Source organism: Bacillus sp. FSL R9-9834, assembly GCF_038006905.1.
GTDB classification, from domain to species: domain Bacteria; phylum Bacillota; class Bacilli; order Bacillales; family Bacillaceae_G; genus Bacillus_A; species Bacillus_A pacificus.
In genome coordinates, this window is sequence record NZ_JBBOWD010000001.1 from 679,286 (window position 1) to 692,937 (window position 13,652).

Annotated in this window: 12 protein-coding genes; 11 read left to right on the forward strand and 1 reads right to left on the reverse strand. The window is 37.2% G+C overall.

All coding sequences use genetic code 11. From position 1 onward, the window contains the following. Positions 1 to 70: 70 nt before the first annotated feature. The gene (gene glpT / locus MKY00_RS03445) at positions 71 to 1,420 is read right to left on the reverse strand and encodes a glycerol-3-phosphate transporter (RefSeq protein ID WP_016716465.1); all 1,350 of its coding nucleotides are present in this window, start codon (positions 1,418 to 1,420) and stop codon (positions 71 to 73) included. Between the two features lie 272 nt (positions 1,421 to 1,692). Here glpT and MKY00_RS03450 point away from each other — a divergent pair, with 272 nt between their 5' ends. From MKY00_RS03450 to MKY00_RS03500, 11 genes are all read left to right on the forward strand, one after another. Beyond that, entirely contained in the window at positions 1,693 to 2,151 is a 459-nt protein-coding gene (locus tag MKY00_RS03450; RefSeq protein ID WP_016716466.1) for a MarR family winged helix-turn-helix transcriptional regulator, read from the forward strand. Between the two features lie 19 nt (positions 2,152 to 2,170). Continuing rightward, positions 2,171 to 3,784 (forward strand): MDR family MFS transporter, encoded by a 1,614-nt coding sequence (locus tag MKY00_RS03455; protein ID WP_016716467.1) that lies wholly within the window; start codon positions 2,171 to 2,173, stop codon positions 3,782 to 3,784. A gap of 137 nt (positions 3,785 to 3,921) precedes the next feature. Next, positions 3,922 to 4,893: a ribose operon transcriptional repressor RbsR gene (gene rbsR, locus MKY00_RS03460; protein ID WP_016716468.1), complete on the forward strand. Its 972-nt coding sequence runs from the start codon at positions 3,922 to 3,924 to the stop codon at positions 4,891 to 4,893. 13 nt (positions 4,894 to 4,906) lie between these two features. Then, complete coding sequence (gene rbsK, locus MKY00_RS03465) at positions 4,907 to 5,803, forward strand: ribokinase (RefSeq protein ID WP_016716469.1); 897 nt, start codon at positions 4,907 to 4,909, stop codon at positions 5,801 to 5,803. Further along, positions 5,800 to 6,195: a D-ribose pyranase gene (gene rbsD, locus MKY00_RS03470; protein WP_000716156.1), complete on the forward strand. Its 396-nt coding sequence runs from the start codon at positions 5,800 to 5,802 to the stop codon at positions 6,193 to 6,195. The genes rbsK and rbsD overlap by 4 nt, the downstream gene beginning before the upstream one ends. Before the next feature lie 18 nt (positions 6,196 to 6,213). Further along, on the forward strand, positions 6,214 to 7,698 hold the full coding sequence (gene rbsA / locus MKY00_RS03475) for a ribose ABC transporter ATP-binding protein RbsA (protein ID WP_029141051.1): 1,485 nt from the start codon (positions 6,214 to 6,216) through the stop codon (positions 7,696 to 7,698). A 2-nt stretch (positions 7,699 to 7,700) separates the two neighbouring features. Next, a complete protein-coding gene (locus MKY00_RS03480) occupies positions 7,701 to 8,636 on the forward strand; it encodes an ABC transporter permease subunit (protein ID WP_016716471.1) in 936 nt (311 codons plus the stop codon). Between the two features lie 14 nt (positions 8,637 to 8,650). Continuing rightward, positions 8,651 to 9,577: a ribose ABC transporter substrate-binding protein RbsB gene (rbsB, locus tag MKY00_RS03485; RefSeq protein WP_000758975.1), complete on the forward strand. Its 927-nt coding sequence runs from the start codon at positions 8,651 to 8,653 to the stop codon at positions 9,575 to 9,577. 38 nt (positions 9,578 to 9,615) lie between these two features. Continuing rightward, entirely contained in the window at positions 9,616 to 10,263 is a 648-nt protein-coding gene (gene fsa, locus MKY00_RS03490; protein ID WP_000667661.1) for a fructose-6-phosphate aldolase, read from the forward strand. Between the two features lie 315 nt (positions 10,264 to 10,578). Continuing rightward, positions 10,579 to 12,978, forward strand: coding sequence for a M6 family metalloprotease immune inhibitor InhA2 (gene inhA2, locus MKY00_RS03495; protein WP_016716472.1), 2,400 nt, complete (start codon positions 10,579 to 10,581; stop codon positions 12,976 to 12,978). A gap of 318 nt (positions 12,979 to 13,296) precedes the next feature. Further along, on the forward strand, positions 13,297 to 13,638 hold the full coding sequence (locus MKY00_RS03500; protein WP_016716473.1) for a hypothetical protein: 342 nt from the start codon (positions 13,297 to 13,299) through the stop codon (positions 13,636 to 13,638). The last annotated feature ends 14 nt before the right edge of the window (positions 13,639 to 13,652 follow it).

Consider the following 13,652-nt stretch of genomic DNA (forward strand, 5'->3'; position numbering starts at 1 on the left):
ATATGTAGAAAAAAGAGAGATGTTCTGTAAAGAACAGTCTCTCTTTTTTTGGTAAGAATAATATTAGTGCTTAAGCTTGCTTTTGTTTTATTGACCCTGTATTTAAAGTAAGAGCAAGGAAGAACATTGCAAGTACACAAGATGCAAGTAATAAGATGAATCCGCCATCCCACCCAAATGCATCGACGATAAAGCCCATAGCAGCACTAGCGAAAGCTGCTCCGCCTAAGTAACCGAAGAAGCCAGTTAAGCCCGCTGCAGTTCCAGCAGCTTTCTTTGGTGCTAAGTCAAGAGCGTGTAGACCAATTAACATAACCGGTCCGTAAATTAAAAATCCAATTGCGACAAGTGCGATACTATCAACCATTGGATTACCAGGAGGGTTTAGCCAGTAAACAAGAACGGCGATAAATACACCAACCATAAATAAAATACCAGCAGGTGCGCGGCGTCCTTTAAATAGTTTATCACTCATCCAGCCGCAAAGAAGTGTACCTGGAATACCAGCCCATTCATATAGAGCGTAAGCTGTACGTGAACTACTATGAGTAAAGCTTTTTTCTTCTACTAAATAAGTAGGAGCCCAGTCTACAACACCGTAACGTACGAAATATACGAAAACGTTCGCAATCGCGATGTACCATAAAAATTTATTGTTTAGTACGTATGTAAATAAAATTTCTTTTACCGAAAGTTCGCGTTCGCGATCTTGTACTTTTTCATCTGGTGGATATTCTCCAGTATGTTCTTCAATAGAAGGTAATCCACAAGATTGAGGTGTATCTCTCATCGTAATTAATACATAAATACCAACTAAAATTGAAAGAATACCTGGGAAGTAAAAAATACTTTTCCAGTCATTTGCAAAGAAATATAACCCTAATGTTACAAGGGAAGGCATAAGTGCGCCACCGACATTATGAGCGACGTTCCAAATAGACATTTTTGTACCACGTTCACTAATAGAGAACCAGTGAACCATTGTACGACCACAAGGAGGCCATCCCATCCCTTGTACCCATCCATTTAAAAACTGAAGTACAAACATAAGTATAATGCTCGTTGTAATGAAAGAAAATGAGCCGAAAACAATATTAATGATACCTGATAAAAATAGCCCAGCTGCTAAAAAGTAGCGAGGATTACAACGATCGGATACGATACCCATAAGAAATTTACTTAATCCGTAAGCGATAGAAACTGCTGAAAGGATAACCCCAAGCTCTCCTTTACTAAAGCCTTGTTCAATTAAGTATGGCATTGCTAGTGAAAAGTTTTTTCGAACAAAGTAATAACCTGCATAGCCGATGAAGATACCTAAAAATACTTGTAAACGTAATTTACGGTATTCACTATCAACGCGATCAGCTGGTAAGCGTTCCACGTGGGGCGCAGGTTTAAAGAATTGTGTGAAAAACATAAAATGAAAATCCTCCCCAATTTAATTCGAAGTGTTGTAAGTCAGAGAGAATATAAAAAGGCCATGAAATATAAAAAAGTTTCCTTTTTTATGATTCATAGCCGTGTACTCCGATTCTCCGTGACTGTCAATATTAACTTCGACGAAAATTATACAACTTTGTGACAAAAATGTAAACGTTTTTATAAATAAAAAGTGTTGACGGATTTTGTTCGCGGTATTAATATTTAAATACATTAAATATTTTGGTTCTTAAATAAGAGGTGGATAACATGCCAAATGATATGACGCATATCGATAAAATTCAAGCTCTTGCTTTTTCGATTGGAAAGAAAATGCAGACAGAGTTATTAGAACAAATGCAAGCAACAGGACTTACACCACCGCAGTTTTATATTTTAAAGATTTTAGATCATTATGGAGCTTCAAGGGCGACAAAATTAGCAAAAAAAATGTATGTAAAGCCTAGTGCAATTACAGTGATGATAGATCGCTTAATTGACCAAGAGCTTGTCGAGCGTTATCACGATAAAGATGACCGTCGTGTTGTCGTCATTGAGTTAACAAAAAAGGGTAAAGCTAGGGTAGAAGAGGCGATGACTGCTCGTAATGAGCACATTGCAAAATATTTCTCACATTTAGAGTTGCAAGAAAGAGAAGATTTGTTACGCCTTTTTGAGAAGTTAGAAACTATTATTTGCGGGACACAAGAGGAAAAAGAGAAAAACTAAGAGGAATTGAGGAGATTACATGGAGCAACAAGAAAATATAAATAGAAAGTTGTTGTTAGTCGGTTTAGTAATTGCGATGCTATTTGCTGCCTTAGATGGAACAATCGTTGGTACAGCAATGCCACGTATCGTTGGTGAACTAGGCGGATTAAGCTTAATGACGTGGTTAACAACAGCTTATATGTTAACATCAACAACAGTTGTACCAATTGCAGGTAAATTAGCGGATTTACTTGGACGTCGTAACGTATATATAACAGGGCTAGTTATCTTTATGGTTGGCTCAGCATTATGTGGTATGGCAAATGGTATGACAGAATTAATTATTTTCCGTGGTATTCAAGGTCTTGGTGGCGGTATTATGATGCCAATGGCTATGATTATTATCGGAGATATGTTCACGGGAAAAGAACGTGCGAAATGGCAAGGTATTTTTGGTGCGTTATACGGTCTTGCTTCTGTAATTGGACCACAAGTGGGTGGTTGGATTGTAGATGCAGTGAACTGGAGATGGGTATTCTACATTAACTTGCCAGTTGGTATTTTAGCAACAATCTTTATTGCAATGGGATTAAAATCACATAAACAAACAGGACCAATTAAAATTGATATCGCTGGAATCTTTACGATGATTCTCGGTGTTGTCAGTTTATTACTTGCATTAACGTTTGGTGGAAAAGATTACGCATGGGATTCTTGGCAAATTATCGGGTTATTTGCATTAGCTTTAATTGGTATCGTTAGCTTTGTTATCGTTGAAACGAAAGCGGAAGAACCAATTTTACCGATGCATTTCTTTAAAAATCGTACATTTACATTACTAAATGCGATTGGATTTTTTATGAGTATTGGAATGTTCGGTGCGATTATGTTCGTACCATTCTTCATGCAAGGAATTGTAGGAGTAAGTGCTGCTGAATCAGGAACAATTATGACGCCAATGATGATTACAATGATTGTGATGAGTATTATTGGCGGGCAACTTGTATTAAAAGTTGGTGTAAAACCACAAATTATTACAGGAATGCTTATAATGGCTGGAGGATTCTGGTTATTAACAACGATGGATATGCACACAACTAAATTGACTGCTACTTCTTATATGATGGTTATCGGTTTAGGAATGGGTCTTGTAATGCCGACATTAACATTAGCGTTACAAGAAAGCTTCCCGAAAAAAGATCTTGGTGTCGTAACATCATCAAGTCAGTTCTTCCGTCAAATCGGCGGAACATTTGGTATTACAATTTTAGGATCAATCATGAATAACACTTCAGGTACAACATTAACAAAGAATTTAGTACCTGTATTAGATACATTCCCGAAAGAAGCGGGACAAATGGTAACGAAATTTAAAGATATGATTCATACAGATCCACAAGGTTTATATTCAATGTTATTTAGTCCAGAGGCATTAAAACAAATGCCAGAAGCGTTCGCTAACAGCATTGTACCGATTTTGAAAAACTCTTTAGTAGACTCACTTCATACTGTATTCTTAACAGGATTAGTATTTATCGTAGTAGGCGCTATCTTTACAATTTTCTTACAGAAGATTAAACTGTCAGATCGTAAAAAAGATGCTAAAGAGCCAGCTGCAGAAGAAAAAGAACAAACTGTATCATATTCGTAATGAAAAAGCATCGCCTTATGGCGGTGCTTTTTTGAGTATAACCTTAAAAGCTTTTTCGTGAGAAATGATTGACGTATTTCTAGAAATACGTTATATTATTTTCTGTAAACGGTTACATGAAATGGAGAGGGAAAAGAATGAGTACGATTAAAGATGTTGCAAAATTAGCGGGAGTATCTGTTGCGACCGTTTCCAGAGTGTTAAATAAAAATGGATATGTTCATGAAGATACATTAAAGAAAGTAGAACGAGCGATTGAGATGCTAGACTATAAACCTAGTACAGTAGCGCGTTCACTGTATAATAAAAAATCTCGTTTAATTGGCTTAGTTGTTCCAAATATCGTGAATCCATTCTTTCCAGAAGTTGCACGTGCCGTAGAAGATGTAGCGCATAAACAAGGGTACACGGTTGTACTTTGTAACTCTGATGAAAGTTTAGAGAAAGAAAAGCAATATATTGATGTACTTAGGCAAAATAATGTGGATGGATTTATTGTAGCAACAAATCCACAAAATAGTGTGAATTACATGAATTTATCTGTTCCAGTTGTTGCGATTGATCGTATGTTTAATGAGCGTATTCCTACTGTATACGCCGATAACTATGCAGGAAGTCAGGCAGCGACAAAGCTATTAATAGATAAAGGCTGTAAACATATTGCGCATATTCGTGGACCGCGTGACGTAAGCACAGCGAATGAACGTTTTGAAGGCTTTGTAGACGTTATTACACAAAATAATCTTTCTTATATGATTGCAGAGAGTACATTTGATCCAGCTAATAGTGAGCGTGTAGCGGTGGAATTATTAGAAGAGTACCCACATATAGATGGAATTGTTGCTGGGAATGATTTAATTGCAATAGGTGTCGTCAAGGCTGCACTTCAAAAGGGAATTTCTATTCCGGATGATTTACAAATTATCGGATTCGATGGAATTTCTTTAACAGAGATGATGTATCCATCTATTACAACTGTTGCACAGCCAATTTATGACATGGGGAAAATTGCAACAGAACTACTGTTAGAGCAGATGGAAGGAAACGTATTAGAAGAGAAACATTATCGTTTACCGATTGAAATTATAGAACGAAATACAACGAAGTAAGGAGATGAAATAGATGCCAAATATTGCAGTAGTAGGTAGTATTTCAATGGACTTAGTGGCCGTTTCAAAAAAACGTCCGAAAGCAGGGGAAACAGTAATTGGTGAAGCATTTCATACAATTCCAGGAGGGAAAGGAGCTAACCAAGCGGTTGCTGCGGCTAGATTAGGCGCAAATGTAGCGATGATTGGTGCGGTAGGAAACGATAATTATGGAACGGTAGTTAGAAAAAATTTAGAGAACGAGCGCGTTTTTATCGACTATGTGGTACCGGTTACAGATACGGCGACAGGAATTGCTCATATCGTTTTAGCAGAAGAAGATAACAGTATTGTTGTCGTGCAAGGAGCGAATGCTCTTGTCAATGAGTCGGTTGTAAATCGTTCAAAAGATCTTCTTACAAAAGCAGATATGGTTGTGCTTCAACTAGAGATTCCACTTGAAACAGTAAAATATGTATTGGCTATTTGTGAGGAACACAAAATCCCGGTTATGTTAAACCCAGCGCCAGCACAAGTGTTATCAGAAGATATTTTAGAAAAGGCAACTTATATTACGCCAAATGAACATGAGTGCCGCATTGTATTAGATGATTTCACATCACCAATTGAAGAGTTACTGGCTAAATATCCAAACAAACTATTGATGACAGAAGGTTCTAACGGTGTACGTTTCCATAATGGTACGGAGATTGTACATGTTCCTAGCATTGCTGTTGATGTAGTAGATACGACTGGAGCTGGTGATACATTTAATGGTGCATTAGCAGTTGCGCTTTCTGAAGGAGAAACACTTCAAAAAGCAATTCGTTTTGCGAATATTGCTGGTGGTCTTTCTGTAACGAAACTTGGGGCGCAAGGCGGTATGCCAACGAGAGATAAAGTACGTGAAGTGCAGGTGATTGTCGGATGAAAAAGCACGGCGTATTAAACAGTGAGATTGCATCAATCCTTGCTTCACTTGGGCATACGGATACGATTGTAATTGCTGATTGCGGTTTACCAATTCCTGACGGAGTAAAAAGAATTGATTTAGCTGTTGAAATTGGAAAACCTAGCTTTTTAGATGTATTGCAAGTGGTAGCGGATGATATGGCAATTGAAAAAGTGACGTTAGCAGAAGAGGTTATTAACAATAATGCGGAAATAAATAAAGAGATTGAGCTGAAATTAGTAGAGCCAGCGCTTGAATATGTATCTCATGAACAATTTAAAGAGCATACGAAAAAAGCGAAAGCTATTATTCGTACAGGCGAGGCTACGCCTTATGCCAATGTAATTTTACATGCAGGCGTGATTTTTTAATAAAGGGAAGTGATGGGAATGCGTATTGAAATGAAAAATATTTCAAAGGCGTTCAATGGCAATCCTGTTTTGAAGAATGCACAATTTATGATTGAAACAGGAGAAGTCCATGCATTGATGGGGGAAAATGGAGCGGGTAAATCAACGCTCATGAAGATTTTAACAGGTGTATACAAAAAAGATGGTGGAACAATCACGATTGATGGGCAAGAGCACACCTTTAAAAATGCGAAAGAAGCTGAAGAGTACGGTATTGCATTTATACATCAAGAATTGAACATATTATCGAATTTAACAGTAGCTGAAAATATGTTTCTCGGTAAAGAGTTAATGTATGGAAAGACAGGGATTTTGCGTACACGTCAAATGAATGCGATTGCGCAGCAGCAACTAGCGGAACTAGGGTTACATGTAAAAGGCGCTATGTTGGCAGGAGAGTTATCGGTTGGACAACAGCAAATTATCGAAATTGCGAAAGCATTAATGACAAACGCGAGCGTTATTATTATGGATGAGCCTACAGCGGCATTAACAGATCGTGAAATTGAAACGTTGTTTACTGTCATTAATAAATTACGTAAAGAAGGCGTTTCGTTCGTGTATATCTCACACCGAATGGAAGAAATTTTTTCAATATGTGATACCATTACGATTTTACGTGATGGGGAATACGTCGGAAAGAGATCCATTCCGGAAACATCGTTTGATGAAGTAGTGAGTATGATGGTGGGGCGCAGCATTGGTGAACGTTACCCAGAACGGAATAGTCAAGTTGGCGATGTTATTTTTGAAATCCGTAATGGAACGAAAAAAGGGAAGTTTGAAAATGTTTCGTTTCAAGTGAGAAAAGGTGAAATCCTTGGTGTAGCTGGCTTGATGGGAGCTGGCCGTACAGATATTATGAAAGCGATATTTGGATACGAACCTTTAGATTCTGGCCAAATTTTTATAAATGGGCAAGAAGTAAAGATTGATAGTCCGATAGATGCGATTAGACAAAGAATCGCATTCATTACAGAGGATAGAAAATCTGAAGGGTTAGTGCTAGATTTCTCAATTCGAGAAAATTTAGCTTTACCAAATTTAGAAAGTCTTTCAAAGGGAAGTGTTCTAAGCAACGAACTAGAACAACAGTTTACAGCGGACATGATGAAACTTCTTAATGTGAAAGCATCTAGTGGAGAACAAGCGGTGAAATCTCTTTCTGGTGGAAATCAGCAAAAAGTTGTTATTGCGAAATGGCTAGGTATCCACCCGCAGTTACTCATTTTAGATGAGCCAACAAGGGGTGTTGATGTTGGAGCAAAAAAAGAAATTTACTCTATTATGAATAAGCTTACCGAGCAAGGAGATGCCGTTATTATGGTATCATCTGAGCTTCCAGAAGTTTTAGGGATGAGTGATCGCGTTCTTGTTATTCATGAAGGAAAAGTCGGCGGCATTTTAGAGAAAGATGAGGCATCACAAGAGTCTATTATGGCACTAGCTACAGGGGGAGAGTAAGGATGGCTAAGAAGGGGAATGTATTACAACAACTTGGGTCTTTAATTGGACTAGCGCTAATTATTGTAGTAATTACGGCTTTAAATCCAGCGTTTATTGAAATTCCAAATTTATTTAATATACTGCGTCAAGTATCGATTAATGCGCTTATTGCATTCGGAATGACCTTTGTAATTTTAACAGGGGGTATTGACTTATCGGTAGGTTCTATTTTAGCATTATCAAGTGCACTTGTTGCTGGAATGATGGCAAGTGGCATGGACCCGTTCCTTGCGATGGCAGTTGGATTATTAGCTGGTCTTGTAATGGGAATTGTAAACGGTATCATCATAGCGAAGGGAAAAGTAGCTCCATTTATTGCGACTTTAGCAACAATGACTATTTTTCGCGGGTTGACGCTTGTTTATATGGACGGACGTCCGATCACTGGACTTGGTAATCATTTAATGTTCCAAATGTTTGGTCGCGGTTATTTTCTCGGTATTCCGGTACCAGCTGTTACAATGATGATCGCTTTTGCAGTACTGTACTTCATTTTGAAGAAAACGACATTTGGTCGCCGTACATTTGCAATTGGTGGAAATGAAGAAGCAGCAGCACTATCAGGTATTAATGTTACGAGAATTAAAGTAATGATTTATGGTCTTTCCGGAATTTTGGCAGCGCTTGCAGGTATTGTCTTAACATCACGATTAGATTCTGCACAGCCGACTGCAGGTACTTCTTACGAATTAGATGCAATTGCAGCAGTTGTATTAGGTGGAACAAGTCTTTCTGGGGGAAGAGGATGGATCGTTGGTACATTCATCGGTGTACTTATTATCGGAGTACTAAATAACGGTTTAAATTTATTAGGTGTATCTTCTTTCTTCCAACAAGTTGTAAAAGGACTTGTAATCTTACTAGCTGTATTAATTGATCGCCGAAAAGAAGCATAATGGAGGGACAGTTCATGAAGAAATGGTTACTTATACTCGTTGCATGTATTATGGTCATTACTGCTGGTTGTTCAATGGAACCGCCAGAATGGGCAAAGGATTCTAGCGATAAAGGTCGAAATAAAACTATTAAAGTTGGATTCTCTGTTTCAACTTTAAACAATCCATTTTTTGTAACTTTGAAAAAGGGTGCAGAAAAGAAAGCGAAAGATAGCGGCATTGAATTGATTGCTGTTGATGCGCAAAATGATGCAGCAAAGCAAACGAACGATGTTGAAGATTTAATTCAAAAAGGTGTCGATGTAGTTGTTATTAATCCAACCGATTCAGATGCTGTTGCTTCAGCAGTAAGTGCGGCAAATGCAGCGAACGTTCCTGTTATTACAGTAGACCGCGTTGCAAATTCAGGTAAGGTTGTTTCTCACATTGCATCTAATAACATCGAAGGTGGTCAAATGGCTAGTGATTACATTCGTGAATTGGTCGGCGAAGGAGCAAACGTTGCTGAGTTAGAAGGAATCCCTGGATCCTCTGCTGCTCGTGAACGTGGGAAAGGATTCCATAACGTAGCCGATAAGTCTTTAAAAGTAGTTGCTAAACAAGCGGCTGATTTTGATAGAGCAAAAGGATTATCTGTTATGGAAAACATTTTGCAAGCAAATGGTGATATTAAAGCCGTGTTTGCGCATAACGACGAGATGGCATTAGGTGCACTTGAAGCATTGAAGTCTGCTGGGAAAACAGATGTAGTCGTTGTTGGATTTGATGCAACAGAAGATGCTGTAAAAGCGGTTAACGATGGGCGTATGGCTGCAACAGTTGCTCAAAAACCGGAATTAATCGGAGAGAAGGCGATGCAAACAGCAAAAGAGATCACACAAGGTAAAAAAGTGGACAAATCTATTCCGATTGAATTAGAGCTTATTAAGAAAAATAAATAAATAAATATAAAATGAAAATTAGGAAGGAAGAATAACAAATGAAATTCTTTATTGATACAGCAAACATTAACGAAATTAAAGAGGCAAATGCATTAGGCGTATTAGCTGGAGTAACGACAAATCCATCACTTGTAGCAAAAGAAGGCGTAGATTTCCACGAGCGCATTCGTGAAATTTGCAACGTCGTAGAAGGACCTGTAAGTGCAGAAGTAATTAGTTTAGAAGCAGATAAAATGATCGAAGAAGGAAAAGAGTTAGCGAAAATTGCTCCAAACGTTGTTGTAAAAGTTCCAATGACAACAGAAGGTTTAAAAGCAGTAAAAGCGTTCTCTGACTTAGGAATTCGTACAAACGTTACATTAGTGTTCTCAGCAGTTCAAGCATTACTTGCAGCTCGTGCTGGTGCAACATACGTTTCACCATTCTTAGGTCGCTTAGATGATATCGGTCATAACGGTATGGACTTAATTCGCCAAATCGCAGAAATCTTTGCAATTCACGGTATCGAAACAGAAATTATCGCAGCATCTGTACGTCACAGTGTTCACGTAACTGACGCAGCATTAAATGGTGCACATATTGCAACAATCCCAGCAAACGTAATTGCTTCATTAGTGAAGCACCCATTAACAGATCAAGGAATTGAGAAATTCTTAGCTGATTGGGAAAAAACACAAGAGAAATAATAGAAAATCAAGAATCCTAGTTTAATTGACTAGGATTCTTTTTTATTTAAAAGAATTTTCATGCAATTTTGCATATTGTCTTTTAAATTTTTTATATAAGCTATTTAATATATATCAAATCACTTTTTATGTTTCATATTTCGACATAAAACGGTAGAAGTTCTGACCAGAAAACTGGAGGGCATGATTCTATAACAGAAAGCTTAACGTTTATAGAATTATGCCTTTTTATATAGGGAGGGAAGAAAGTAGAGCACTTGATTTAAATGCACTTATTTATCTGAATTTTAAGTTTTATAAAAGGAGAGAAATAGAATGAGAAGAACAGCGCCATTTAAAGTGTTATCGTCATTAGCAATTGCGGCAATTATCGGATGTACATCTGTCATGAGTGCTCCATTAGCATACGCAGAAACGCCAGCAAAAGAGAAAGAAAATGTATCTACAACACCAATTGATTACAACTTAATTCAAGAAGATCGTTTAGCGGAAGCGTTGAAAGAAAGAGGAACAATTAATCCAGCATCTTCTAAGGAAGAGACGAAAAAAGCTGTAGAGAAATATATTGAAAAGAAACAAGGGGATCAGGCAAATAAAGAAATTTTCCCAGCCGATACTGCTAAAGAGGCATCTGATTTCGTGAAAAAAGTAAAAGAGAAAAAAATGGAAGAAAAGGAGAAAGTAAAGAAACCTGAAAAAAATGTTAGCCCTGAGCAAAAGCCTGAACCAAATAAAAAACAATTGAATGGGCAAGTGCCAACATCTAAAGCAAAACAAGCGCCGTATAAGGGATCTGTTCGAACAGATAAGGTATTAGTATTACTCGTTGAATTTAGTGATTATAAACATAATAATATTGATCAAACGCCAGGGTATATGTATTCGAATGACTTTAGTAGAGAGCATTATCAAAAGATGTTATTTGGTAATGAACCATACACGTTATTTGATGGTTCGAAAGTAAAAACATTTAAACAATATTACGAAGAGCAGTCTGGTGGTAGTTATACGACAGATGGATATGTAACGGAGTGGCTAACTGTTCCAGGAAAAGCATCTGACTACGGTGCTGATGGTAGTAGTGGTCACGATAATAAAGGACCAAAAGGCGCACGTGATTTAGTGAAAGAAGCTTTACATGCAGCTGCTGAGAAAGGGTTAGATTTATCTCAATTTGATCAGTTTGATAGATATGATACAAATGGTGATGGGAATCAAAATGAGCCTGACGGTGTAATTGATCATTTAATGGTAATCCATGCAGGTGTTGGTCAAGAAGCTGGTGGTGGTAAATTAGGCGATGATGCCATTTGGTCACATCGTTCAAAATTAGCAATAGATCCAGTAGCAATTGAAGGGACAAAATCAAAGGTAGATTACTTTGGTGGCAAAGTAGCAGCGCATGATTACACAATTGAACCAGAAGATGGAGCGGTAGGTGTATTTGCGCATGAATTTGGACATGATCTTGGCTTACCAGATGAATACGATACGAAATATACTGGAACTGGTTCACCTGTCGAAGCTTGGTCACTCATGAGTGGGGGAAGTTGGACAGGGAAAATTGCAGGAACAGAGCCAACTAGTTTCTCACCACAAAATAAAGATTTCTTACAAAAGAATATGGGTGGCAACTGGGCAAAAATTTTGGAAGTAGATTACGATAACATTAAGCGTGGTGTAGGAGTTCCTACATATATCGATCAAAGTGTTACAAAATCAAATCGTCCAGGCGTTGTACGTGTTAACTTACCAGGTAAAAGTGTCGAAACGATTAAGCCGGAGTTTGGAAAGCATGCATATTACAGTACAAGAGGAGATGATATGCATACAACACTAGAAACACCATTCTTTGATTTAACAAAAGGAACAAATGCAAAATTCGATTATAAAGCAAATTATGAGTTAGAAGCAGAGTGCGATTTTGTCGAAGTACATGCAGTAACAGAAGATGGAACGAAAACATTAATTGATAGACTTGGAGAAAAAGTAGTCCAAGGAGATAAAGATACAACAGATGGGAAATGGATAGATAAATCATATGATTTAAGTCAATTTAAAGGAAAAAAAGTGAAACTGCAATTCGATTATATTACAGATCCAGCTGTAACATATAAAGGTTTCGCGATGGATAATGTAAATGTAACTGTTGATGGACAAGTAGTATTTTCTGATGATGCAGAAGGAACACCTAACATGCAGTTAAATGGATTCGTTGTTTCTGATGGAACAGAGAAAAAAGCTCATTATTACTACTTAGAGTGGAGAAACTATGCAGGATCAGATAATGGATTAAAAGCAGGAAAAGGTCCAGTGTATAATACAGGTCTTGTCGTTTGGTACGCAGATGATAGCTTTAAAGATAACTGGGTTGGGGAGCATCCAGGTGAAGGCTTCCTTGGTGTTGTAGATTCGCATCCAGAGGCACTTGTTGGCAATTTAAACGGAAAACCAACTTACGGTAATACAGGTATGCAAATTGCAGACGCAGCATTTTCATTTGATCAAACACCAGCATGGAGTGTAAATTCATTAACACGTGGACAGTTTAACTATTCTGGATTACAAGGTGTTACAACTTTTGATGATTCAAAAGTATATAGTAATAAACAAATTGCAGACGCAGGAAGAAAAGTTCCGAATCTTGGACTTAAATTCCAAGTTGTTGGACAGGCAGAGGATAAATCAGCAGGCGCTGTTTGGATTAAACGTTAATAACAGAAAAGCACATTCTTCATATGAGGAATGTGCTTTTGAATTTGTACAGTAAGTTATTATTTTAGCTTATGTAATACAAGTGTCTGTTTATATGTAGTGTATCAAATTATGTAGGGAAAGGAAATATTTCCGAGGAAATTGTCGAAGTATCGTTGGTATTGATACACTTTTTTTGTAAAAGAAGAAATGTAGTATTGCCTTTACCATTCAATTTATTTACATTGTTACTTAGCTACACACAAAAGTAATATATTCGGCAATAAAAGAGCGCTATTGGATAGTGCTCTTTTTTATGAATAGAAAGGAGTGAGTTAAATGAAAGAAGGAATTGAATGTCCACAGTGTGAAGGGAATATTACTGCACAACATATTATGGAGCTCCCGCATCCTTTTTCATTCAAGTGTCCACACTGTAAGGTGGGGCTAAAAGAAATGAGGATCACACCATGCTTAATATTAGCGGCAATTTGTATCATTCCACTGTTTATTATAATTGGAGAGAGTATTAAGGAATTGCTAGTAAAATATTTTTCTATTATAGACGATGTCCCAACTGTACTTATTTTCTTTTTATTTTGTTATCCATTGTATTATCTCTATGAAAAATATAATGCCATATTGTTTATTAAATATGGCTTATTGAAAGTTAAAAGTTGAATAGAAGTTTATCA